Here is a 21,723-nt window from a genome sequence, read left to right as displayed (position 1 = left end):
CCATTCTCCGCCCGGCACGGCGGTAACCAAATCCACGATAGATTAGACACGTATGGGCCTGTAGCTCAGTTGGCAGAGCATCGGACTTTTAATCCGCGGGTCGTGGGTTCGAGCCCCACCGGGCCCACCTAGTGAACGCTCGCCGTCCCACTCGTCGCAGGTGTCCGACTTTGGTGCGATCGTCGCCGCCCAATGGTCGGAACATACGTTGAGATGCAGGCGCGTAGGCGGCAGCGCCTCTACTGTCGCAGCATGCGCTCTGTTCGTTTCCGAGTCTCGGATTGGCTCCCATTCGCGGTTGCGGCCGCGTTCCTAGCAGCATGGTGGTGCTTGGCGGGAAAGGTGGTTGATGTCGTTCCGTTGCGCACGGAGACATTCGACACGAATCCGTACGCCGTGCTGATCGCGATCGGTATCGCCATCGCAATCGCCATCGCGAGAATCACCGCGTCGACCTCTCTCGTTCTGGTGACTCTCCTGCTTGCGCTGCAGCTGTTGTTCTGGCCGACTCGCTTCTCCCAAATCAGCTGGGTCGCCTACCTCGGGCTGCTCCTCGTCGCAGCAGGCCTTTTCGCGTCGAATCGATCACAGGTTCGACTCGTCGGCCTCGTTGCAGCATGCGTCTGGGCTGTCGCAGCCGCCGCGCTTCTCACGTGGCCATCGCTGTCGCTGTCCGGGATCTGGGGCACCATCAATGGGAAGACCGCAGAATCACCGGAAGTGTCGCAGGGGTTCGCCATCTGGAGTGTCGTCGGCCTGCTTGCGACAGGCTATCTGTGGTTCTTGTCTCATAGAATCCGCGCCAGACGTGCACGTGTCGGCAATTCCACGACCGAGGCGGCCGCTACGACTGCGCCGGTGCCTCGCCCAGACGCCGCCGCCTCGTTCGGTCGGCTGTCAAGCCGCGAGCAAGACATCTTCGAGCTCGTGGTGCGCGGAATGAGCAACGCCGAAGTTGCTCGCTCAGCCCACATCGAAGAATCGACGGTGAAGACGCACCTCACGAGCATTCTGTCGAAGCTGGGCCTCAGCTCGCGGGTCCAGCTGGTGGTCTACGCGTACGAGCACGGCCTTCGCGCCCCTCTCGGGACCCCGAGCGAGTGAACGGCTAGGGCTGCGGGGTCAGCGCGATCCGTCTCGTCGAGGTGCGCGCATCCGCCCACGCCTGTTCGACGGCTGCGAGGGGCACCGGATGCGCGTCGACGGTGAACGTACCCGCCGTGATCGCCTGCGTCAGGGCGGGCAGTTCCGCCAGGATCTCGCGCGCGGTGACCGAGCCCTGGCCGCTGCCCGCGAGTTGGAGACGAGCGGCCCGCAGAGCTGCCGAGCAGGTCGACCTGCGCGCCCTGCTGGAGCGGATGCTCGGCCCGCGCGCCTCCTGAGGCCGGGAGCGCGCATCCGGAAGCCGGGGTCAGCCGGCGATGGCGTTCAGCTCGTCGACCGCATCCGCCGGCAACTCGAGCGCTGCGCCGGCGACGTTCTCGCGCAGGTGCGCCACCGACGAGGTGCCCGGGATCAGCAGGATGTTCGGCGAACGCTGCAGCAGCCAGGCCAGGGCGACCGACATCGGTGACGATCCGAGCCGCGCAGCCACGCGGGTGAGGGTGTCGGACTGGAGCGGGGAGAAGCCGCCGAGCGGGAAGTACGGGACGTAGGCGATCCCCTGCGCAGCGAGCGAATCGATCAGGGCGTCGTCCTGGCGGTTGGCGATGTTGTAGAAGTTCTGCACGGTCACGATCGGAGCGATCGCCTGCGCTTCGGCCACCTGCTCCGCGTCGACCGTGCTGATTCCGAGGTGCTTGACGAGCCCCTCCCGCTGCAGTTCGGCGAGGATGGTGAAGGGCTCGGCGATCGACCCGGGGGTCGGGCGCTCGAAACCGCCGACGCGCAGGTTCACCACGTCGAGGGCGTCCACGCCGAGGTTGACGAGGTTGTCGAGCACGCTCTGCCGCAGGGACTCACGGGTGAGGGTCTGCACCCAGTTGCCCTCGTCGTCGCGCACCGAGCCGATCTTGGTCACGATCCGAACGTCTTCGGGATACGGATGCAACGCCTCACGGATGATCTGGTTCGTCACGTGCGGGCCGTAGAAGTCGGCGGTGTCGATGTGGGTGATGCCGAGCTCGACCGCCTCGCGCAGCACGGCCACAGCCGCGGCGCGATCGGCGGGCGGGCCGAAGACGTGCGGGCCGGCCAGCTGCATCGCGCCGTAGCCGATGCGGGTCAGAGCGAGGTCATCGGTGAGGGAGAAGGTGCCCCCGGCAAGAGCTGTAGATTCCATGCCTCCACTCTGCTGCTGCTTCGCCCGCGGCGGGAGTACCCCGTCGTTCCTAGGAGTGAGAGGGCCAGGCATCCTCGGCGCAGGCGGGTTAGCGTAGGGATATGGCGGATGCGAACGCACTGGGCGACTACCTCAAGGCCCGCCGCGAGCTGGTGCAGCCGGAAGATGTGGGCATCCCGGTCGCGGGCATCCGCCGGGTCGCGGGGCTACGGCGCGAAGAGGTGGCCATGCTCGCCGGGATCAGCTCCGACTACTACCTGCGCCTCGAACAGGGCCGCGACCGCAACCCCTCGCTCCAGGTCGTCGAGGCGATAGCGCACGTGCTCCAGCTCGACGCGGCCGCGACGGGGTACCTCGTCAGCCTGGTGCAGGCGCACCCGCGAACGCCGTCCGGGCAGCGCCGCGAGGTCGTTCCGACCGGGATCCTGCAGCTGCTGAACACCATCGACCTTCCGGCCTTCGTCGAGGGGCGGTACTTCGACGTTCTCGCCTCCAACCGGCTTGCGGTCGCGCTCTCGCCCGCTCTCGCCGTCGGAACGAACCGCCTCCGGTCGATCTTCCTGGATGAGGCGGAACGCGCCCTCTACCCTGAATGGGACCAGGCCACGGCCGGCCTGGTCGCCGGTTTTCGCACGTCGGTCGGAACCGACACCAAAGACCCCGGATTCGTACAGCTGGTCGGCGAGCTCTCCCTGGAGAGCGAGCGGTTCCGGCAACTCTGGGCACGCCACGACGTCCAGTCCCACGAAGGCGCGCCCGTGCTCATCCATCACCCGGAGGTCGGCGACCTCCGGCTACGGCGGGAGAAACTCGCCATCGGAGGAACGGACGGCCAGCTCCTCGCGATCTATCACGCCGAGCGCGGCTCGGACGCGGCCGGACTGCTCGCCCTGCTGGGGTCGGCCGCAGAATCCGGGATGGGCCCGGCCGGCTCGAGGCCGCGCTCAGCCGATCGGCAGGCCTGACGCTCTCGGCCGATTGCCGTCCGAGTCACTTGCCGCCTTTGCCCTTGTCTTTGCCTGGACCCTTGCCGGGATCTTTACCGGGATCTTTGCCGGGCCCCGAATCCGCGGTTGGAGCGACGACCGGGACGGGAGCCGACGACACGGTCGGCGTCGGCCGTGGCGGTTCAGAGCCCACCGGCGCGACGGGCACGCTCGTCTGCGAAGGGGCGGGAGTGGGATCGCTCTGGTGGCTGGGTGCGTTGGCCGCGACAGCAGCGACGACGATGACTCCGGCAACACCGAGAACCGTCACCGTCGACACCACCGTGACGAGCATCCGCCTCTTGCGCACCTCACGAGGTTGCTCGAACCGAGCCGTCAGCGCACGAGTCGGAGTCGCATCCGCTGCACGTGGAGACGTCCACCCGGCGAGTTCGCCCGCGTGTTCGCGGGCACTCAGCGCCACGGCAAGGGCGTCCGGCCGGGCTTCCGGGTCGCGCGCGGTCATGTCCGCGAGCAACCGCGCCCAGGCGTCGGGAAGACCGGCGGGGATGGACGCATCCTGAACCAGCCGGGCCCCGATCGCCTCCGCAGGAGTCCCGACGAACGCGCGCTCACCGGTGAGCGCCTCGATGAGGATGAGGCCGAGCGCGTAGATGTCCGAGGGCGCACCGGGCTCGACGCCGCGAGCCTGCTCCGGGCTCAGGTAGGCGGCGGTTCCGATGACGACGCCGTCGGTCGTGATCCGTTCGGAGCCGACCAGGTGCGCGATACCGAAGTCCGCGAGTTTGCCGCGGTACGGCTGCGAAGGCAGGCCGGTGAGGGCCAGAAGGATGTTCGCGGGCTTCAGATCGCGGTGCACGATGCCGGCCGCGTGAACCGCGACGAGCGCCTCCGCCAGCTCGGCGGTGAGCACGGCGACCTCCTCGGCGGGGAGAGGCCCGCGGTCGAGCTCATCGCGCAGGCTCGGCCCATCCACCAGTTCCATCACGATGTAACTGGGGTCGGCGGAGCCGGGCGCGGCGAGGTGGGCGTCGAAGAGGGTGACGAGGTTCGGGTGATTCAGGCGGGCGAGCGTCTGCGCTTCGGCCTCGCGACGCGCGTCGTCGCTCGCCTCGCCCGCCGCGAAGACCTTGACCGCCACGATCCGATCGAGTTGTGTGTCACGCGCCCGGTAGACCGCTGCCATTCCGCCGCGTCCGATGACGTGGAGGAGCTCGAACCGGTCGCCGAGGGTGATCCCGTCCAGGTCGTCGATGGTGTGCTCCTCTCGGGTCGGAATGCCTCAGCAACAGTAGCCGCCTTGCCCGAACCTGGCCACCCGCCGAGAATGCCTAGATTAACTAGGGAATTGGTGGTCTGAATGGATGCTATGAGCGACTCCCCAGCAGACGCCGACGCGGGAACGCGCAGCGTGCTCGACGCCCTGCGCGCCTACCGGGCCGCCGAGGCGGCGATGCGCCGCCGACGCGGGGTCGCGATGAACATTACGGAGAACGACTTTCTCGCGCTCCGGTACATTCTCGCCAACGACGACGCCGGTCGCGTGACGAACGCCAAGGACATCGCCCACTATCTCGGCATCTCGAGCGCATCCACGACAACCCTGATCGGCCGGCTGGTGCGCGACGGCTATGTGCAGAAGCGCGCGAGCACGACGGATCGCCGCTCGATCGAGATCGTGCCGTTGCGCCTGTCGGAGCCGCCCATCCGCGAAGCCGTCGGCGACACCCACGAGCTCGTCATCCAGGCCGCTGCGTCGCTCAGCCCGGAAGAGCGGCTGACGGTCGCCGGCTTTCTGAAGCGGCTGCAGTCGGCGGTCGACGGGATCGATCAGCAGGGCGACGGGCACGCCACGCGCGAATAGCGCTTACTCCTCAATTTCCCGCAATTCAACGGTCCGACCCCGTTGCTAGTTCGGTGAACTAGTTGTTGTGTGGAAGCCGCCAAGGGTTCGCAACCGCGATCCCCATCCCAAAAGGAGCACCATCACATGAACATCCTGCTGATCGTCATTGCGATCATCGCCATCATCCTGCTGCTCACCGGCGGGTTCGTGCAGTCGCTCAACTTCTTGCTGTGGGTTGGAATCGTGCTGCTGGTCATCGCCGTCATCGTCTGGCTGGTACGGATGCTGTCAGGCAGCCGCCGAGCCTGACACCGCGACAACGACAAGGAAGGACAACACACCATGAGCTTGGGAACCGGAATCGTCCTGTTCGTCATCGGCGCGATCCTCGCCTTCGCCGTCAACGTTCAGCTCGAATGGGTCGACCTGCACATGATCGGGTACATCCTGATGGTCGCCGGAGTCGTCGGCATCATTCTCGGGATCGTGCTACTGACTCGGCGTCGCACGTCGGTCTCGACCAGCCGCACAGCGGTCGACCCCGCAACGGGCGAGCGCGTCAGCCGCCGTGAGAGCGACATCGACGAGCCGCGGGTCTGATCCGCCACGCACCACCGGTGGGGGAGGGAGCGGCCAGGCGCCACCCCTCCCCCACCGCCTCTTCTCCGCCAACCCCTCCCACGTACGAATCCGAGAGCGTGATGACCGATACCGCAGCTGACGCGTCGCAGGACCCCCAGCCCACCACCGTCCCCGAGCCGGACCCCGAGTACTCCTACGGCGGGTTCACCGTGAGCATCGAGCCGATCGCGGGCACCGAACGACGCTGGCGGGTCTCCGCCGACGATCAGTACTTCGGCCAGCTCGCGACAGCGGATCCCGTCAACGGCGATCCAGGGATCCACTTCGCCAGTCACTTTCCCGGCGAGGAGGACATCCCGCCCACCACTGTCGACGGCGACTGGACCAAAGCCGTCCGGTTCCTCATCGACGCGAAAGACTGAAGGGCTCCAGCGGCGGCCGGCGCTCAGACGGTCGTCACCGTTTGGCTGCCGGGGTGCGGTTCTCCGCGCCGACCATCCACGCGTATTGCTCGAGCGTGGCGATGATCTCGTGCAGGATGTCTGCGGAGGTCGGATCTTCTTCGTCGACCTGATCGTGAACCTCGCGCATCGTAGCCACGACGGCTTCGAGGCGCTCGGTGATCAGGTCCACCGTCTCCGCGGTGTCGACCTCGCCGTTCGGGTACTCGGGCAGGCTGGTGCTCTTCGCGACCGTGGCACTGCGCCCATCCGGCGTCGCGTGCAGGGCGCGGAGGCGCTCGGCGACCACATCGCTGAACTCGCGGGCCGACTCGACGATCTCGTCGAGCTGGAGGTGCAGGTCTCGGAAGTTCTTCCCGACGACGTTCCAGTGCGCCTGCTTGCCCTGGAGGTGCAGTTCGACCAGGTCGACGTGCACGCGCTGCATGCTCTGCGCCAGATCGGGCGAGGCGACGAAGCCGTGCTCCGCTCGCTCGCGGCGGGTCGTAGCGACGCCGGAGGACCTGGTTGTCGAGCTGCGGGTCGGCGCACTCTTTCTCGTGGTGGACTTGGCGGTTGCTGCCATTGCCATCGTGTTCCTTTCGCTGAGTGACTGAACCCCGCACAGTAGGCCCGTATTGGATACGGGGCGCGGGGTTGACAGCGAAATCGAGCGGGCTACCGACTCGGGCGGGTCAGGCCGCGTTGGCTCGGGGCTCGGCCTCGCGCGCCTGAAGCTCGCCGATCAGCGCGCGATACTGCTGCGGCTCGAGCCCGAAGGTGCGGCGGATGGCCTCATCTTTGACGACGGCATCGCCCGTCTCCGGATGCTCGGCCTCGAAGAGGAGGAGGAGTCTCTCGCGCGGCGTCGGCATGCCGCCATCCTGTCGCATGCCACCGACATCGCGGCCCGCGCCTGGCCGGTCGGCGCAAAGCCGACGAGAAGTCGCTGCGGAGCTCCGGGCCAGATCAGAGGCCGGTCAGGGTGCGGTGAGCGCGGAGACCTGGAGCAGCGTGGGCGCCGCCGGGTTCGTGCACGCCGTGACCGTCGCATCCTTGACGAAGAGGGACTCCTTCGACCCGGGAGGGTACACGCGGAAGCCGTCGGCCTGTTTGGGCAGGCAGTCCGCATCCGGGTAGTTGAGAGCGTCCGTGATCAGCAGAGCCGCCTGCGCGGTGCCGCCGGGAGCCAGAGTGACGGTCGGATGCGGCGTCGAGCGGTCGAAGTCCGCCGGCTTGCCCAGCTGGGTGCCGTTGCCGTCGCCGACGAACGAGACGCCGGGCCAGCCCTGCAACGCGCACTCGGAGGTGCCGTTGTTGGTGAGCACCAGGGTCACCCCGACGCTGCCTGCCGCTCCGCCCGTTCCCTGGGCGATCGTGCCGGTGAGGGAGGAGGTGACGCACTGCCCCTCGATCGGCACGGCCGTGCTGGTGCCGGTCGGTCGCGGCGAGCTCGAGGCGGTCGTGGAGGACGACGAGGTCGGGGAGGCGGAGGACGATCCCGAACCGCCGGCGCATCCGGTCAGCACGAGGGCTGCGGAGGCGACGAGGGCTGCGGAGGCGACGAGCAGTGACAGTCTGACGGGTCGAGTGGTGGCCATGCCCCTATCTGACCATCAACGGAACGCGAATGACCATACTGAAACACGTTTCCAGGCGAACCGTTACCGGCGGAGAGGACTGGAAGGATGGGGATATGAAAGCCGTCGCCGCCTGGTCCGTCCGTTTCTGGCCGATCGTCGTTCCCGTTGTCGGCATCGTGCTCCTGGTGGCGGTGTGGAACGTGCCGTTCGGCCCCGTGCTGATCACCGTCGTGTCGATCGTGCTGGCGGGCACCGTGCTCGCCGCGGTGCAGCACGCGGAAGTCGTGGCGCACAAGGTCGGTGAGCCGTTCGGATCGCTCGTTCTCGCGGTCGCGGTCACCGTCATCGAGGTCGCCCTCATCGTGACCCTGATGACGAGCGGCAAGGATGCGGGAACGCTTGCCCGCGACACCGTCTTCTCCGCCGTGATGATCACGATGAACGGGATCGTCGGGCTGTCGCTGCTGCTCGGCGCCTCCCGCCGGGGAACGACCAGCTTCAACGCCGAAGGCACCGGCGCCGCCCTCGCCACCGTGACCGCCCTCGCAACACTGACCCTCGTTCTGCCGACCTTCACCGAGACGGCGGGACCGCAATTCTCCCCCGGGCAGCTCGTGTTCGCGGCCATCGCATCCGTCGCCCTCTATGCGATGTTCGTGTTCACCCAGACGGTCGCGCATCGCGACTTCTTCCTGCCCGTCAAGTCGAACGGCAGGCCTCACGACGAGGACAGCCACGCGGAGGCGCCCTCGACCCGCACGGCGGTGGTCAGCGTCGTTCTGCTGCTCGTCGCCCTCGTCGCGGTGGTCGGGCTTTCGAAACTCGAATCGCCCTCGATTGAGCGGGGGATCGCCGCGATCGGGTTCCCGCAGTCGTTCGTCGGTGTCGTGATCGCTCTGCTGGTGCTGCTGCCCGAGGGGATCTCGGCCGCGAAGGCGGCAGCGCGCAACCGCGTTCAGACCAGCCTCAACCTGGCTCTCGGCTCAGCGATGGCCAGCATCGGCCTGACGATCCCGTCGATCGCGATCGCGTCGATCTGGCTGACCGGCCCCCTGCTGCTCGGCCTCGGCGCGAGTCAGATCGTGCTGCTCATCCTCACCGTGATCGTCAGTGTGCTGACCGTCGTGCCCGGACGCGCGACCCGCTTGCAGGGCGGCGTGCACCTCGTGCTGTTCGCCGCGTTCATCTTCCTGGCGATCGTGCCGTAGGGGCCCTGTTCAGCGTCCCGCTCCGGTCGTAGGGTGAACCATGTCCTACGCCGAGGATCCACGCGTCGACGACTACCTGGCGGGCCTGCCCGACTGGCAGCGCGAGCTGTTCGGCGAACTGCGGGAGCTCATCCACGAGGCCGATCCCGACATCCAGGAGACCATCAAGCGCAGCGTGCAGCCGTACTTCGTGCTCGACGGCAACGTCTGCGCGTTTCTGGCGGCGAAGGACCACATCAACCTGTTCGTCTACGACGGCGCCATCGTGCCCGACCCGGCCGGTCTGATCACCGCCGGGAGCGGCAACCAGACCGCCCGCACGATCGGGTTCGAGCGGGGAGACGCGATCGACCGGCCGGCTCTGCTGGCATTCCTGCGCCGGATCGTAGCGAACAATCGGGCCGGCGGGTGGCGCAAGCTCAAGGAGTCGGCGCAAGCTGGACGTGGAGGTGATAGCGATGACCACAGAACGTGAGCCGATCGAGTACCCGGATCGCGCGGGCTACCCGGACGGAAAGGGTTTTCTCGACGAGGGCACCGAGGCGGACGACGGGCCGCAGGCTCCGCCGTTGGACGACCTCGAGGAGTTCGCGATGAGCGACGCGGAGGACGACGAGTCCAACCTCTGAGCCGCGGGGGATGTCACGCGCGGTTCTGGGCGGCCTTCGCGACGGCGGCGTCGAAGAGCGTCTCCGCCGCGAGTCTCGCCGCCGGGGATGTTCCCCCGCGCATAGCCGCGCCGGCAGCGGCTCCGTCGAACAGCATCGTCAACTGCACGGCTAGCACGTCCGGCGACGCCGCGCCCGCGGCGACCGCCTGACGCTCGAAGAAGTCGGTGAGCTGCTGCTTGAAGTCCTGCGCGACCACGGCGGCCGGATGCGCGCGGTCACGTAGCTCCGTGGCCACGTTCACGAAGGGGCAGCCGAAGAAGTCGCCCGCCTCGGCGTCGGCGTGGAGCGCGTCGTAGACGTGCAGCACGCGCTCACGCGGAGCGAGGTCGCCGCTCGTCTCGAAGTATGCGGCGACCACGTGCGGACCGTATTCGCGCAGCATCTGGGCAACGATCGCATCCTTGCCCTCGAAGTGCTGGTAGATCGAGCGCTTCGAGACGCCGGCCTCGACCGCGAGCCGGTCGACGCCGACCGCGTGGATGCCGTCGCGGAGGAACAGTTCTGCCGCCGCCCCGAGCACCCGCTCGCGCGGCTTCAGCTTGGGCTGCGGCTGTGATCCGGGGTGCGCTCCCGACGTCGCGGAGGCCGATGCGGTGGTTGTCATGAACCGATTCTAGGAACTGTCTTGCAAAAAGTAAACCGATCTGTGTATTGTCGGGTAAACAGATCGGTTTACATCCTTTGGAAGGAATCTCCCATGACTGACATCACCGGACAGGTCGCCCTCGTCACCGGCGCCAACCGCGGACTCGGAGCGGCCTTCGTCGCCGGTCTGCTCGAGCGCGGCGCCAGCAAGGTCTATGCGGCCGCTCGCAATCCCGAAACGGTCGAGGTGACCGATCCCCGCATCGTTCCGATCGCGCTGGACGTGACGGACGAGGCGAGCATCGCGGCCGCGGCTGCGGCGGCCGGCGACGTCACCGTCGTCGTGAACAATGCCGGCGTCTGGGCCAACGATTCGCTGGTGACCGGCGACCTCGCGACGGCCCGCGGCGAATTCGACACCAACTTCTGGGGGCCCGTGCTCGTCACGCGCGCGTTCGCATCGGCCATCGCCGCGAACGGCGGAGGTGCCGTCATCAACATGCACTCGGCCCTGAGCTGGTACGGAATCGGCTCGTACAGCGCCACCAAGGCAGCGCTCTGGTCGGCCACCAACTCGGCCCGCGTCGAGCTCGCTCCCCAGAACATCCAGGTGGTCGGGGTGCACGTCGGCTGGGTCGACACCGACATGGCAGCCCATGTCACCGATCCCAAGGTCGCGCCCGAGCAGGTCGTCGCCGAGGCCCTCGATGTCACCGAAGCAGGCGGCGCCGAAGCAGTCGTCGGAGACTTCGCGCAGCACGTCAAGTCGAAGCTCGACCAGGACGTGCGGGTGCTCTACCCGCAGCTGGCGACCGCCTGACGACAGGATGTCGACGCCTCGGGCTCCGCCAACCTGACTCTCAGGGCGTCGGGGCTCCGGGCTCCGGCGACTCGAGTTCGGGAGCCGCATGGCGGCCTCGGGGGCGATGGGGTGCGAGCAGGTGGCCGTCGTGGAGTTCGAGCACGCGGTCGGCTCGTGCCATGAGGAGCGGGTCGTGCGTGGTGATGACGGCCGCGACCCCGGTGCCGTGCACCAGGTGGACGAGCAGGTCCATCATGGCGGCACCGGTCACACTGTCGAGCTGGCCGGTCGGCTCGTCGGCGAAGAGGATGCGCGGGCGGGCGGCGAGCGCCCGCGCGATCCCGACGCGCTGCTGCTGACCGCCGGAGAGCTCGGTCGGGCGCTGCTTGGCGTGGCCCGTGAGACCGACGGATTCGAGCAGCTCGGCGACCCGCGCATCCCGTTCGCCGGGCGGTGTGCCGAGCAGGCGGAGCGGAACCTCGACGTTCTCGGCCGCGGAGAGCACGGGCACCAGACCGAACGCCTGGAAGACGAAGCCGATCCTCGATCGGCGTAACGACACCAGTTCGGCCTCGCTCGCGGCCGTCAGCTCGACGTCCTCCAGCCAGACGCGCCCCTCGGAGGGCGCGTCGAGTCCCCCGAGGATGTTCAGCAGCGTCGTCTTGCCGGAGCCCGAACGTCCCTTGATGACGAGCAGCTCCCCCGGATGCACGTCGAGCGTCACCCCGGACACCGCCGTGACCGCGCCCGCGGCCGACTCGAACACCCGGGTGACACCCTCGGCGCGCAAGATCGCCGCCGCGGCACCCTCGTCGCGAACGCCGGAGGTGTCTTCATCCGCAGCGCCTGCCGCCTCCGTCGTGTCAGCGAGCGTCATCGTGTTCCTCCTCCTCGTGCGGCCAGACCCCGACGTGATCGTTCTCGAGTGCGAGGCGCACGCGGTCGCGCATCCGGAGGCTGGTCAGGTACTCCGGCGGCAGCTGCAGTCGACCGACCCGGTCGAGCACCGCGAACTCCTCGGCGATCGTGTGTTCGTCTCCGCTCTCGCTGATGCCGGTGCGGCGCAGGACCTCGGTCGACGTGCGTCCGTCGCGGATCTGCACGGTGCGGGCGACGTGCTCCGACACCGCAGGGTCGTGGGTGACGATGAGCGTGGTGACCCCGAGCTCCCGGTTCACGCCGCGCATCGCCTCCAGAACCTGCGCCGAGGTCGCCTCGTCGAGCTCACCGGTGGGCTCGTCGGCGAGCAGCACGCGCGGGTCGTTGGCGAGCCCGACCGCGATGGCGACGCGCTGCTGCTCGCCGCCGGACATCTCGTCGGGCCGGCGGTCGGCGCAGTGCGACACCTCGAGCAGGTCGAGAAGCTCTGTCGAGCGACGCTGGCGGCCCGGCGTTCCGGCAAGCGACATCGTCAGGGCGATGTTCTCCCGTGCGGTCAGATAGGGCAGAAGGTTGCGTGAGGTCTGCTGCCAGACGAAGCCGACGGTGTGCCGCCGGTAGTCGACCCGCTGTTTGGCCGTCAGAGCGAGCAGGTCGCGTCCGGCGACGCTCGCCGATCCCGCGGTCGGCTTGTCGAGACCGGAGAGGATGCCGAGCAGTGTCGATTTGCCCGACCCTGAGGCGCCGACGATCGCCACGAGCTCGCCCGTGCGAACGCGGAGGTTGAGCCCCTGCAGCGCTTGCACCTCGACGCCTTCTGCGGTGAAGATCCGCACCAGGTCTGAGCACAGGATGCTCGCATCCGGTCTCGGTGCCGCCGCGGCCGGCTGCGCCCCGACCTGCGCGGCCACGACCTCCCGCACCGTTCCGGTCTGGTCTGCTGTCTGGGTCATTCCTGTCCTCCTGCCCGGAGCACGGTGGCCGGCGATCTGCGCCGTGCGCCCGTGAGTGCGATGAGTGTAGCGACGACGGTGACGGCCGCGAAACCCGCAGCGGCGAACGCGATCAGCAACGGGTCGACGACGATGGCCGGCTTGACGGGCCCGCCGGTGAATCCGCTGAGGTCGACGGGCGCGAGCACGACGGCCGGGAGAGCGATGCCGACGAGGATGCCGGCGACGAGCCCGACGACCAGGATCGGCCCCAGCTCCCACGCCAGCAACCCGCCCGTCTGCCGCGCAGTGAACCCGATCGTGCGGAGCGTGGCGACGAGGCGGGTGCGGGCCGCCGTGTTCATGACGAGAGTCAGCAGCAGCGCGCCGACGCACATGAGTGCCGCGAGCGCGATCGACACGAGGGCCAGCAGTTCCAGTCCGGAGACGAGTGGTGCCTGTCGCAGCGCGGCCTGTTCCTCGACGGCGTCGCCGACGATCGCGCCGTCGCCACCGATCCGGGCGAGCGCGTCGTGGACGGCCCGCGCATCCGCCCCCGGCGCCAGAGCCACGAGCACGGTGGCGGGCTGCCCGGTGACCTGCGCCGACGCCGGCAGGGTCGTCTTGTCGATGATCGCCCACTGCTCGTCGCGGATGTAGACGCCCGGCGCGTAGTCGAACTGCGTCACGGCGAGATGCACGTTGGACTGGGCGGTGAGGATCGCGCTGGTGATCGGGATCTCGGTGTTCCACCCGCCGATGACCGCCCCGGTGCGGTTCGGCAGCCCCGACGTCAGTGCGGTCGAGACACGTGCCTGCTCCGGGATGCCCTGCTGAACCTCCGCAAGCTCCTTCGGGTCGACCAGATAGCTCGACAGGTCACCGCCCTGGGTGCCGCCCTGGATCCGCAGGCCGCCCGCCCACTCCACGACGGCCGAATGCGCTACTCCTGGGACGTCGCGCAGTTGCGCGACCTGCTCGTCGCTGAAGTGCGTGGCGGCGGTCACGCTGAGGTCCGCGCCGACCTGGGCGCGTGCGCCCTCCGCGATTCCGGCGCGTTCGGTCGTGAGCACACTCACCGAGAACACGGTGATACTGACTCCGACGACGATGGCGAACACGGGCCAGAGCCCGCCGGCACGCGACCGCACGGCGCTCACAGCACCCACGTAGGCCACCGGGCCCGGGCGCCCGTGCAGGGTCCGCGCCAGCAGACCGAGTGGGAAGGCGTAGATCCGGAGGACGATCAGGCAGGCCGCCAGGGCGATCAGGATGGGCGTGACGGCGAGCAGCGGATCCACGCCGAGCCCCGCATCCCGAGGCGCGAGCCCCCGCTGGAAGAGCGCGACGACCCCGACCACGGCCAGACCGACCACGAGCACTTCGACCACCCAGCCCCAGCGGCGGCGGGCCAGACTCTCGCCACGGAGATCATCGCGCGGGCCGAGTGCGCCGGCCGCGATGGCGAGCACAACGGGCGGCGCGAGCGCGCAGAGCACCGCCAGAACGGTCGCCGTGCCCGTCGACCCACCCCGCGGGGTCAGGAGAAGGGCCGCGATGAGACCGAGTGCAGCCGCCGGTACGGAGACGATCGCCCCCTCGAGCGCGAGTCCCGTGCGCAGCCGGCTCGCGGATCCGCCGCGCGCGGCCATGAGCGCCAGGGCGTCACGCCGGCGACCGAGAACGAGACGCACGCCCAGGATGAGCACCGCGAGTGCGACCCCGAGGGGTCCGGCAGCGAGGATCGCGAAGAGCGTGTTCGCCGGCTGCGCCCGGCTGAGGAAATCGTCGAACGTGCGCGCGAGCGCAGTGCTGAAGCGCATGGCCGTCGGCGTGCCGTCGAGGGAGATGGTCGGGGCGGTGGCGAGGAAGTTGGCCAACGCGCCCTGCACGGCCGGCAACTCTTCGACCGTGACGCTCGACGGATCCACGGGGAACCAGCCCGCCGTCGTGGTGAAGTCCATGTTCTGGGCCGCTCGAGGCCACGATCCGGGGTCGAGCCACGCGACCGCACCGGAGACCGTGCCCCCGTCGCCGTTGTCCTCGAAGTGACCGCGCTCTCGCGTGGCATCGAGGTTCCAGAAGTCCGCGTCTCCGTCGCGCGGATGCACGGTGCCGGCCAGTTCGAGCCGCACCGGAACGCCGAGGGATCCGCCGCGGAACTGTCCGACCTTCCAGCCGAGCAGCTCCGCCGCCGTCGTGGAGAGCACGACCTGGACGGTCGCCCCGTCGGCGAGGGTCGGCGGCAGGGGCGACGGCCAGGTGCCCGCGTCCAGCACCGACACCTCCCGAAGGCGGTTGTACGCCTCATACCGCACCTGGTACCGGCTGTTGCTGAGGGCACCCGCCGGCTGCTGGATCCCGTAGTCGGCACTGCTGGCGGAGAAGTCCCCCGGCTCGGTGACCGCACGCAGCGGCGGCTTCATCCCGGCCCGCACGCTCTTCAGGGCTGCGGGCATCGCCGTCCAGGCCGCCTCCGGTGCGACCGGCGCGACGGAGTACACCCCGAAACCGGCGTTGACCGTGGTGAGCAGGTCGCGGTTGACCGCGTTCGCATTCGTGACCCGGTACTGAAGGTCGTCGGTCAGCAGGGTGCTCGAGAAGCGCGGCCAGGCGGCGAGCGCGGTCGTGGCGACGAGCACGACCACGCCGAGCAGGATGAGCCCGCCGCGGAAGGCGGACATCGCCCGGAGAGCGAGCCCGGCCGACGTGAGGGACGACGCGCGTGGGCTCACCGCGTCTCCTCCCGGTATGCGGTGTCCGCCACCTGGCGGCGCACGGCTGCGCCGTAGAACCAGAGCACGAGGCCGATCGCGACACCGACAGCACCCAGAGCCGCCGACAGTCCGGCCAGATCGACCCGGCCCTGCACCGCCAGCGTGCTCGGTGCCGTGACGACCGAGAGACGCGCCAGCGCGTTTCCCGCGAGCAGGAAGACCGTCACCCCACCGGCGAGGCCGAAGACGGCGGCGGCCAGAACGACCCCGAGCACCTCGACCCGGCGGCCTCGCGCCTGCTCGCGGCCGCCCATCCCGACCGCTCTGAGCACCATGACCTCGCCGCGCCGTCGTCGCAACAGGGCGGCGATCGCCGCGCCGAGAGCGACCAGGGCGAGCGCTGCGCAGCCGGCCGTGCCCAGCCACAGGCTCACGACCGCGCTCGACATGAAGCGGGAGACGAAGGTTCCGGATGCCGTGGTCACCACCGCATCCGGGCCCGCCGTCTGCCGCGCGGCCGTCGCCGCCCGCTCGGTGTCGCCCGCGGCGATCCACACCGTGCCCAGCCGCGGTGCGTTCGGGGACGTCCGGAGCACCTGGTTGTCGAGCGAGCGCAGGTCGACGAGGGCAGCGGTCTCTTCGTCGGTTCCGGGGATGGCCGGCACCGTTCCGACGACCTTCGCCTCGAGGTCGACCCAGGCGCCCTCCAGCTGGATGCTCTGACCGGCCTCCAGCGCACTGCCGTCGGCTGCCGCCCGGGTGAAGACCACGGGGACGCTCGTATCGCCACCGGCCATGAACCGCACGGCGTTGTCCGCCCCGGCCGGAATCAGCGCTGCGCGGTAGCCGATCGTTTCGTCGGCGAGCGCGTCCAGGGCGAAGGTGTCGCCGAACGCGGCACGAGACGGCGCCCAGTCCTGCGCGGCGGGGAGCTCGACGGGAGTGAGCTCGGCTCCCGGCGCCGAGCGGGTCGCGATCGACTGGACGGCGATGTCGGCGGCAGTGGCGGTCTCCGCGGTGTCGACGTGGGTGTCGACGGCCACGAGCGTCCACGGACCGCCGGCGGGAAGGTCGGCCGCGATCATGCCACCGGCCGCAGGCGAGGCCGCAGGCGAGGCCGCCGCGACGAGGGGGATCAGCTCGCCCTGCGCATCCGCGACCCAGAAGGTCACGGCGAGTTCCGGAGGGGCTGCGCCCTCGGGCACGACGACCGACGCCTGGGCCACGAGGGACTTCGCGTTCGTAGGAAGCTCCGCGCCGCGAAGCGTCCCTCCGGCGCGCAACTGCTTCGACACCTCCTGCGCGTCGAACATGTACCCGCCGACGCGGGTGAGGTCTGTCAGCCGTCGCGCATCCACGCCGATCAGGCCGATCGTGCCCTGGCCCAGGCCGACCTCCGTGTCGAGCACCGGGGCAGCAGCGGAGACCGACGGGATGCGCGCGAACCCCGGGACGCCGGCCGCATCCCCGGTACCGCGCACGGTGCCGGCCACCCCGAGGTCGACGCGCACGTCCGAACCGTTCACGAGCTGCGACGAGTCGCGCAAGAATCCGCTCCAGGTGCCGACGTAGCCGGCCGCGAAGGTGGCGGCACCGACCGTCAGCACGACCAACGCGACGGGTGCGGCGAAGAGCGCCAACCCGCGGCCGACCTGTCGCGCCGGAAGAACGGCGGCCAGCCCGCGGCCCCGAGCCGCCAGTCCTTCCACACCGCCCGCGGCCGGCCCGAACAAGAGCAATCCGAGCATCGCGATCGCGCACAGCACGGCCGCGGGGGCGATCACGCCGACGGGGTCGATTCGCCCGTCGGCGGCGACGGGCGAGCCGAACGCGACGAACCGCCACACGGTCACGCCGGCCGCCGCGAAGGCGATGACCGCGAGCCCGCCCGATACGGCGGAACGGCCGCGTCCCGCTTCGACCGCCCCGGGTGCTCCGGTCGCAGAGCGGGCGGAGAGTCCGCCGATGAGCAGGGCGGCTGCGACCGAGGCGAGCACCACGATGAGCGCAGGAACGGCGACCTCGACCGCTCCCGTCGGGGCCCCCACCGTGGCGAGCAGCACGGCCTGTGCGGCCGCGAGTCCGATCGACGCGCCGGCTACTGCGACCGCGGCCGACTCGACGGCGCCGGCCGCGAGCAGGTCTCCGACGGTCGCGCCGCGAGCGCGGAGCAGCCGCGTCTCGACGAGCCGCGAGCGGGCGAGCAACTGGGCGAGCAGGATGAACGCGATCGCCGAGCAGACCGCCAGCACCGCGAGCGGCACCGGAACGACCGCCGTGAGCGCGCCGACCGACTGCTGCATGGCGACCACTGTCGCGGCCGCACCCCCGAGGGACGAGAACGGCGACGGCGATGCGGCGTCGTCTTCGGTGAGGGCGTCGGTGATGCCGGTGAAGGCCGCGTGGAGCCTGGCGAGCTGACCGGCCGTGGTGCGCTGCGCATCCGGTGCCACCACCCATTGCGCCGCCGGCGTGGTCGACAGCGCTTCGAGTGCCGCGGGGGCGATCACGAGCCGGCCGTCGGTGCCGCCCGCTCCCGCGGTCACCCCGAGCCAGGCCGGGGAGGAGGGATGCGCGGCGCGCCACACGCCCGAGACCGTCAGACTCACGGCGCCCTCCGCTCCGGCGACCGTGAACGACTGTCCCGGTGTCAGAGCGAGAGCGTCGGCGAGCTCGCGGTCGACGGCGACCGGGAACGGCGAGTCTGCTGTTCCGGACCCCGTGGCGGTCGGCCAGTCGCCGGACGTCAACGCGATGCGGGACTCCAGCGCATCGTCGGCGGCGAGGGCGAGCACGGATCGTTCAGCCGCTGCTTCGCCCGCCCCGCCCACCGCGACGCTGGGCACGAACGCCGTACGGTCGACGCCGACAACAGTGCCCGCGAACCGTTTCGCGATGATCGACCGCACGGTGCGATCCTGCTCCCGGGTGTCGGACGCGAGCGATGCCTGCAGCGCCAGCGATACCGACGAGGCGGGGCCGGCCGCGATGCTCTGCCGCACGGCCACGGTCGGGGAGCGCATGGCGAGCCCGACCATCGCGCTCGCCAGGAAGGTGACGACGAGGACCGTCACCGCCGTCGCGGCGAGCACACCGGCCTGAGCCCGGGAACGGACCGGCCAGAACGCGCGGGATCGACTCTCCGACCCGTCCCCTGCACGCATTTGTCGACTGTACCAACCACCGCCCCGCAACCCGGTCACTCAGCGGGGTCGGGTCGTCAGACGGCGAAGCCCTCGTGCCGGATGCCCCACGCGACACTCCAGCTCGCGCCCGGCTCCAGCCAGCGCAGCCCGCGCCCGGTGTTCAGCGCGTTGGCCGGAGCGGTCATCGGCTCGACGGCGATCGCCACGTCCGACGACGTGTCGGTGGCGAATGTCCTCGAGGTGTACACCTGCACGTACGCGAAGGCCTCGTCGCCCCAGACGATCACGCGCCGCCCGTCGGGCGCCGCGAGAACGTGCGCCGCACGCCCGTCGGCGACGGCCACATCCGCGAACCCGTCGTCGAGTTCGAGCTCGCCCACCACGCGACCCGCCCTCAGATCGAACCGCGTGCCGTCCACCGGCGACTCGCCCACGACGTTCAGCCGCTCGTCGACATCGAGGTGTGTCGCGGCGGCCACAGTCACGGTCAGCTCGCCGGTCGGCACGCCACCGATCTTGGGGTACGGATGCGAGCCGATCGCCACCGGCGCAGCCGCGTCCCCCACATTCTCGATGGTGTGCGTGACGGTCAGTCCCTCGGCGTCGACTTCGCGCCTCACCGTCGTGCGCAGCTCGAACGGATACCCGAGCTCGGGGAAGATCGACGCCGCTTGCGTCACGGACGACCCGGTGAGTTCGACCAGCTCGTACGGCCGGTACCGGAGCAGGCCGTGAATGGCGTTCGCCCGCGCGGGCTCGGTGAGCGCGAGCTGCCGGATCGCGCCGTCGTGCGGCCACGCGCCGTCCTTCACCCGGTTCGGCCACGGGACAAGGACGATGCCGCAGCCCGACGGCGGAGTCGCATCCGCGGGAAAGGGCTCGACGATGTCGACTCCGCCGACCCGCAGGGTGCGCAGCCCGGCGCCGACTTCCGTGACCGTGGCGCTCACTGCGTCGGACGAGAGCTCGTACTGTTCTCCGGTGGGTGCTCGCATGGCCTCAAGAGTATTGCGCAAGGCCCTGGACCCGCGAGCACACTACCCGGCGACGACGACGGCGAGACCGGCGGCGCGCAGCTCCGCGACGTCGGACTCGGGCGCGGACGCACCGGTGATCAGCCCGTCGACCTCGTCGAGCGAGGCGATGCGGCCGAGGTGGGTGCGGCCCAGCTTCGAGCCGTCGGCCACCACGATCGCACGCGTCGCGGCGCCGACCATGACGCGCTTGAGGTCGGCCTCGGGCAGGTTGACGTTCGTGATGCCGCCCGCGGGATGCACGCCCGTGCAACCGACGAAGGCGACGTCGGCGTGCATCCGGTCGAGCAGAACGGAGGCGAGAGGCTCGACCAGCGAGTGCTGGAGCGGGCGGAGCGTGCCCCCCGTCACGATCACCTCGAAGCGCGGGATGGCACGCTCCAGCTCCAGGGCGATGGTCAGCCCGTTGGTGATCACGGTGACGTCGTCGAGGTCGGTCCGCTCCACCAGGGCCCTCGCGATCGCGGTCGTGGTCGTGCCGACGTCGAGGATGACGCTCGCACCCGATTCGATCGAGGCCGCGGCCGCCAGTGCGATGCTGCGCTTCTCGTCAGCGGACGCTTCGAGCGCCTCCTCGAAGCTCGGCTCGCGGATCCCGCTCCCGCGCAGCACCGCTCCCCCGTGCACACGGCGGATGCTCTGCTGCTGGTCGAGCAGGTCGAGGTCGCTGCGAACGGTGACGTCGGAGACCTGGAACGCTTCGCTGAGGTCGCCGACGCGGACGAACCCGTGACGCCCGATGAGGTCGAGCATCCGGTCGCGCCGGACGGCGGCTGGCAGCGGTTCGGTCATGCGGCAATCGTCCGCCGCTTGCGTTTACTTGTCAATACGAAAGGCAACGGCTACATTTGCTTTCGAAAACGAAAGGTGGCCATGTCTTCGATAACGAAGCGCGAGTACCGGCTCTCCGATGGGCGCGAGCTGCTGTACTACGACGACGCGGACACCACGCTCGAGCCCGAGCGCGCTCCCGACCTCCGCGAACCGGCGCCGCGCCCGGCCACGGCTACGATGCGGCAAGACCCGCTGACCGGCGAGTGGGTGTCCATCGCTGCCGCACGTCAGAACCGCGTCTTCCTCCCGCCGGCCGAACTCGATCCGCTCGCCCCTGCGACACCGGGCAACCCGTCCGAGGTGCCGAGCCTGTACGACGTCGCCGTCTTCGAGAACAAGTCACCGTCGTTCGGGCCGCTCCTGCTCGACGAGAACGCGCCGAGCGGACTCGAGGACCTCGCGGCGATCGGGCTGGGCCGCACCCGCACATCCGTCGGCCGCTGCGAAGTCGTCTGCTTCAGCCCCGAGCACACCGGATCCTTCGGCAGCCTCGCTCCATCCCGCGCGCGCACGGTCATCGAAGCCTGGGCCGACCGCACCGCAGCACTCTCGGCGATGCCGGGCGTGCGCCAGGTCTTCCCGTTCGAGAACCGCGGCGAGGCCATCGGCGTGACCCTGCACCACCCGCACGGACAGATCTACGCGTACCCGTACGTGACTCCGCGAACGAGCGCGCTCATCCGCTCGCTCGAAAACTACGGGCCCACGCTGTTCGCCGACATCCTCGACCGCGAGCGCACCTCTGAGCGCGTCGTGCTGGCCGGCGAGCACTGGACGGCGTTCGTGCCGTTCGCTGCGCGCTGGCCGGTAGAGATCCACATCCTCCCCCACCGGCACGTCGCCGACCTCGCCGAGACCTCGGCCGAGGAACGCGACGAACTCGCCACGCTCTACCTGCGGGTGCTGCGGGGCGTGGACGCGCTCTACGACTCCCCGACGCCGTACATCGCCGCCTGGCACCAGGCACCGGTGGGCATCCGCCGCGACGAGATCCGCCTCATGCTGCAGCTCACCTCGCCCCGCCGGGCCGCCGATAAGCTGAAGTACCTCGCCGGGTCGGAGTCGGCCATGGGCGCCTGGATCGGCGACATCCCACCCGAGCTCGCCGCCGACCGGATGCGCGACGCCATCGCCCGCGCCGCCGCGGAGAACCCCGTCGGGGAGCTGCCGACCGGGCTGCTCGGCCTGAACGGAATGGCCTGACGCGGCTCCGACGTTGCCCCCGATAACACTGAA

23 protein-coding genes and 1 tRNA gene are annotated in these 21,723 nt (G+C 69.9%); 12 read left to right on the top strand and 12 right to left on the bottom strand.

Features of this window, described 5'->3' with window-relative positions:
- Positions 1–54 precede the first annotated feature (54 nt).
- Positions 55–127: transfer RNA gene (locus tag ACFVV0_RS10675), tRNA-Lys, on the top strand.
- A 215-nt stretch (positions 128–342) separates the two neighbouring features.
- Positions 343–1,104 (top strand): response regulator transcription factor, encoded by a 762-nt coding sequence (locus ACFVV0_RS10670; RefSeq protein ID WP_387062284.1) that lies wholly within the window; start codon positions 343–345, stop codon positions 1,102–1,104.
- 307 nt (positions 1,105–1,411) lie between these two features.
- On the opposite strand, the gene ACFVV0_RS10665 is transcribed toward ACFVV0_RS10670, so the two are convergent.
- A complete protein-coding gene (locus ACFVV0_RS10665) occupies positions 1,412–2,281 on the bottom strand; it encodes an aldo/keto reductase family oxidoreductase (protein WP_387062281.1) in 870 nt (289 codons plus the stop codon).
- A gap of 101 nt (positions 2,282–2,382) precedes the next feature.
- Here ACFVV0_RS10665 and ACFVV0_RS10660 point away from each other — a divergent pair, with 101 nt between their 5' ends.
- Positions 2,383–3,246, top strand: coding sequence for a helix-turn-helix domain-containing protein (locus tag ACFVV0_RS10660; protein ID WP_387062278.1), 864 nt, complete (start codon positions 2,383–2,385; stop codon positions 3,244–3,246).
- A gap of 25 nt (positions 3,247–3,271) precedes the next feature.
- Here ACFVV0_RS10660 and ACFVV0_RS10655 read toward each other — a convergent pair whose 3' ends face one another.
- The gene (locus ACFVV0_RS10655; protein ID WP_387063531.1) at positions 3,272–4,465 is read right to left on the bottom strand and encodes a serine/threonine-protein kinase; all 1,194 of its coding nucleotides are present in this window, start codon (positions 4,463–4,465) and stop codon (positions 3,272–3,274) included.
- A 132-nt stretch (positions 4,466–4,597) separates the two neighbouring features.
- On the opposite strand from ACFVV0_RS10655, the gene ACFVV0_RS10650 reads away from it, so the two are divergent.
- From ACFVV0_RS10650 to ACFVV0_RS10635, 4 genes are all read left to right on the top strand, one after another.
- Positions 4,598–5,092, top strand: a complete 495-nt coding sequence (locus tag ACFVV0_RS10650) for a MarR family winged helix-turn-helix transcriptional regulator (protein WP_387062275.1) — start codon at positions 4,598–4,600, stop codon at positions 5,090–5,092.
- 126 nt (positions 5,093–5,218) lie between these two features.
- On the top strand, positions 5,219–5,383 hold the full coding sequence (locus tag ACFVV0_RS10645; RefSeq protein ID WP_387062272.1) for a hypothetical protein: 165 nt from the start codon (positions 5,219–5,221) through the stop codon (positions 5,381–5,383).
- Between the two features lie 33 nt (positions 5,384–5,416).
- Complete coding sequence (locus ACFVV0_RS10640) at positions 5,417–5,674, top strand: DUF6458 family protein (protein ID WP_387062269.1); 258 nt, start codon at positions 5,417–5,419, stop codon at positions 5,672–5,674.
- Between the two features lie 101 nt (positions 5,675–5,775).
- Positions 5,776–6,078 carry a hypothetical protein gene (locus tag ACFVV0_RS10635; RefSeq protein WP_387062267.1) on the top strand — a complete coding sequence of 101 codons (303 nt, stop codon included), beginning with the start codon at positions 5,776–5,778 and terminating at the stop codon, positions 6,076–6,078.
- 34 nt (positions 6,079–6,112) lie between these two features.
- On the opposite strand, the gene ACFVV0_RS10630 is transcribed toward ACFVV0_RS10635, so the two are convergent.
- The 3 genes from ACFVV0_RS10630 to ACFVV0_RS10620 form a co-directional block, all read right to left on the bottom strand.
- Positions 6,113–6,688: a Dps family protein gene (locus ACFVV0_RS10630; protein ID WP_387062264.1), complete on the bottom strand. Its 576-nt coding sequence runs from the start codon at positions 6,686–6,688 to the stop codon at positions 6,113–6,115.
- 103 nt (positions 6,689–6,791) lie between these two features.
- Entirely contained in the window at positions 6,792–6,971 is a 180-nt protein-coding gene (locus tag ACFVV0_RS10625; protein WP_387062261.1) for a hypothetical protein, read from the bottom strand.
- Positions 6,972–7,076: 105 nt separating this feature from the next.
- Positions 7,077–7,697 carry a DUF4232 domain-containing protein gene (locus tag ACFVV0_RS10620; protein ID WP_387062258.1) on the bottom strand — a complete coding sequence of 207 codons (621 nt, stop codon included), beginning with the start codon at positions 7,695–7,697 and terminating at the stop codon, positions 7,077–7,079.
- Positions 7,698–7,792: 95 nt separating this feature from the next.
- Here ACFVV0_RS10620 and ACFVV0_RS10615 point away from each other — a divergent pair, with 95 nt between their 5' ends.
- The 3 genes from ACFVV0_RS10615 to ACFVV0_RS10605 are packed head-to-tail and all read left to right on the top strand — an operon-like array spanning position 7,793 to position 9,516.
- Positions 7,793–8,887, top strand: coding sequence for a calcium:proton antiporter (locus tag ACFVV0_RS10615; RefSeq protein ID WP_387062255.1), 1,095 nt, complete (start codon positions 7,793–7,795; stop codon positions 8,885–8,887).
- A 40-nt stretch (positions 8,888–8,927) separates the two neighbouring features.
- A complete protein-coding gene (locus ACFVV0_RS10610) occupies positions 8,928–9,362 on the top strand; it encodes a DUF1801 domain-containing protein (RefSeq protein ID WP_387062252.1) in 435 nt (144 codons plus the stop codon).
- Positions 9,346–9,516 carry a hypothetical protein gene (locus tag ACFVV0_RS10605; protein ID WP_387062249.1) on the top strand — a complete coding sequence of 57 codons (171 nt, stop codon included), beginning with the start codon at positions 9,346–9,348 and terminating at the stop codon, positions 9,514–9,516. The genes ACFVV0_RS10610 and ACFVV0_RS10605 overlap by 17 nt, the downstream gene beginning before the upstream one ends.
- A 13-nt stretch (positions 9,517–9,529) precedes the next feature.
- On the opposite strand, the gene ACFVV0_RS10600 is transcribed toward ACFVV0_RS10605, so the two are convergent.
- The gene (locus tag ACFVV0_RS10600) at positions 9,530–10,162 is read right to left on the bottom strand and encodes a TetR/AcrR family transcriptional regulator (protein WP_387062246.1); all 633 of its coding nucleotides are present in this window, start codon (positions 10,160–10,162) and stop codon (positions 9,530–9,532) included.
- Positions 10,163–10,255: 93 nt separating this feature from the next.
- On the opposite strand from ACFVV0_RS10600, the gene ACFVV0_RS10595 reads away from it, so the two are divergent.
- Positions 10,256–10,963, top strand: a complete 708-nt coding sequence (locus tag ACFVV0_RS10595) for an SDR family oxidoreductase (protein ID WP_387062243.1) — start codon at positions 10,256–10,258, stop codon at positions 10,961–10,963.
- 40 nt (positions 10,964–11,003) lie between these two features.
- On the opposite strand, the gene ACFVV0_RS10590 is transcribed toward ACFVV0_RS10595, so the two are convergent.
- The 6 genes from ACFVV0_RS10590 to ACFVV0_RS10565 are packed head-to-tail and all read right to left on the bottom strand — an operon-like array spanning position 11,004 to position 20,445.
- Positions 11,004–11,822: an ABC transporter ATP-binding protein gene (locus tag ACFVV0_RS10590; protein ID WP_387062240.1), complete on the bottom strand. Its 819-nt coding sequence runs from the start codon at positions 11,820–11,822 to the stop codon at positions 11,004–11,006.
- Positions 11,809–12,777 carry an ABC transporter ATP-binding protein gene (locus tag ACFVV0_RS10585; protein WP_387062237.1) on the bottom strand — a complete coding sequence of 323 codons (969 nt, stop codon included), beginning with the start codon at positions 12,775–12,777 and terminating at the stop codon, positions 11,809–11,811. The genes ACFVV0_RS10590 and ACFVV0_RS10585 overlap by 14 nt, the downstream gene beginning before the upstream one ends.
- Positions 12,774–15,491 (bottom strand): ABC transporter permease, encoded by a 2,718-nt coding sequence (locus tag ACFVV0_RS10580; protein ID WP_387062234.1) that lies wholly within the window; start codon positions 15,489–15,491, stop codon positions 12,774–12,776. Before ACFVV0_RS10580 ends, ACFVV0_RS10585 begins: the two co-directional genes overlap by 4 nt.
- Positions 15,488–18,637, bottom strand: coding sequence for a hypothetical protein (locus ACFVV0_RS10575; protein ID WP_387062231.1), 3,150 nt, complete (start codon positions 18,635–18,637; stop codon positions 15,488–15,490). Before ACFVV0_RS10575 ends, ACFVV0_RS10580 begins: the two co-directional genes overlap by 4 nt.
- A 56-nt stretch (positions 18,638–18,693) precedes the next feature.
- Positions 18,694–19,614: an aldose 1-epimerase family protein gene (locus ACFVV0_RS10570; RefSeq protein ID WP_387062228.1), complete on the bottom strand. Its 921-nt coding sequence runs from the start codon at positions 19,612–19,614 to the stop codon at positions 18,694–18,696.
- Positions 19,615–19,656: 42 nt separating this feature from the next.
- Positions 19,657–20,445 (bottom strand): DeoR/GlpR family DNA-binding transcription regulator, encoded by a 789-nt coding sequence (locus tag ACFVV0_RS10565; RefSeq protein WP_387062225.1) that lies wholly within the window; start codon positions 20,443–20,445, stop codon positions 19,657–19,659.
- An 81-nt stretch (positions 20,446–20,526) separates the two neighbouring features.
- On the opposite strand from ACFVV0_RS10565, the gene galT reads away from it, so the two are divergent.
- Positions 20,527–21,690, top strand: coding sequence for a galactose-1-phosphate uridylyltransferase (galT, locus tag ACFVV0_RS10560; protein WP_387062222.1), 1,164 nt, complete (start codon positions 20,527–20,529; stop codon positions 21,688–21,690).
- Positions 21,691–21,723 lie beyond the last annotated feature (33 nt).

Source organism: Leifsonia sp. NPDC058230 (genome assembly GCF_042882245.1).
Taxonomy (GTDB): domain Bacteria; phylum Actinomycetota; class Actinomycetes; order Actinomycetales; family Microbacteriaceae; genus Leifsonia.
This window is presented reverse-complemented; position numbering and strand designations above follow the sequence as displayed.

Excerpts from the sequence above, each read along its gene's own strand:
- ACFVV0_RS10595 (WP_387062243.1), top strand. The coding sequence starts at position 10,256 with ATGACTGACATCACCGGACAGGTCGCCCTCGTCACCGGCGCCAACCGC.
- ACFVV0_RS10625 (WP_387062261.1), bottom strand. The coding sequence starts at position 6,971 with ATGCCGACGCCGCGCGAGAGACTCCTCCTCCTCTTCGAGGCCGAGCAT.
- ACFVV0_RS10570 (WP_387062228.1), bottom strand. The coding sequence starts at position 19,614 with ATGCGAGCACCCACCGGAGAACAGTACGAGCTCTCGTCCGACGCAGTG.
- ACFVV0_RS10665 (WP_387062281.1), bottom strand. The coding sequence starts at position 2,281 with ATGGAATCTACAGCTCTTGCCGGGGGCACCTTCTCCCTCACCGATGAC.
- ACFVV0_RS10565 (WP_387062225.1), bottom strand. The coding sequence starts at position 20,445 with ATGACCGAACCGCTGCCAGCCGCCGTCCGGCGCGACCGGATGCTCGAC.
- galT (WP_387062222.1), top strand. The coding sequence starts at position 20,527 with ATGTCTTCGATAACGAAGCGCGAGTACCGGCTCTCCGATGGGCGCGAG.
- ACFVV0_RS10610 (WP_387062252.1), top strand. The coding sequence starts at position 8,928 with ATGTCCTACGCCGAGGATCCACGCGTCGACGACTACCTGGCGGGCCTG.
- ACFVV0_RS10615 (WP_387062255.1), top strand. The coding sequence starts at position 7,793 with ATGAAAGCCGTCGCCGCCTGGTCCGTCCGTTTCTGGCCGATCGTCGTT.
- ACFVV0_RS10630 (WP_387062264.1), bottom strand. The coding sequence starts at position 6,688 with ATGGCAATGGCAGCAACCGCCAAGTCCACCACGAGAAAGAGTGCGCCG.
- ACFVV0_RS10575 (WP_387062231.1), bottom strand. The coding sequence starts at position 18,637 with ATGCGTGCAGGGGACGGGTCGGAGAGTCGATCCCGCGCGTTCTGGCCG.
- ACFVV0_RS10585 (WP_387062237.1), bottom strand. The coding sequence starts at position 12,777 with ATGACCCAGACAGCAGACCAGACCGGAACGGTGCGGGAGGTCGTGGCC.
- ACFVV0_RS10660 (WP_387062278.1), top strand. The coding sequence starts at position 2,383 with ATGGCGGATGCGAACGCACTGGGCGACTACCTCAAGGCCCGCCGCGAG.
- ACFVV0_RS10640 (WP_387062269.1), top strand. The coding sequence starts at position 5,417 with ATGAGCTTGGGAACCGGAATCGTCCTGTTCGTCATCGGCGCGATCCTC.
- ACFVV0_RS10635 (WP_387062267.1), top strand. The coding sequence starts at position 5,776 with ATGACCGATACCGCAGCTGACGCGTCGCAGGACCCCCAGCCCACCACC.
- ACFVV0_RS10620 (WP_387062258.1), bottom strand. The coding sequence starts at position 7,697 with ATGGCCACCACTCGACCCGTCAGACTGTCACTGCTCGTCGCCTCCGCA.
- ACFVV0_RS10590 (WP_387062240.1), bottom strand. The coding sequence starts at position 11,822 with ATGACGCTCGCTGACACGACGGAGGCGGCAGGCGCTGCGGATGAAGAC.
- ACFVV0_RS10650 (WP_387062275.1), top strand. The coding sequence starts at position 4,598 with ATGAGCGACTCCCCAGCAGACGCCGACGCGGGAACGCGCAGCGTGCTC.
- ACFVV0_RS10645 (WP_387062272.1), top strand. The coding sequence starts at position 5,219 with ATGAACATCCTGCTGATCGTCATTGCGATCATCGCCATCATCCTGCTG.
- ACFVV0_RS10605 (WP_387062249.1), top strand. The coding sequence starts at position 9,346 with ATGACCACAGAACGTGAGCCGATCGAGTACCCGGATCGCGCGGGCTAC.
- ACFVV0_RS10600 (WP_387062246.1), bottom strand. The coding sequence starts at position 10,162 with ATGACAACCACCGCATCGGCCTCCGCGACGTCGGGAGCGCACCCCGGA.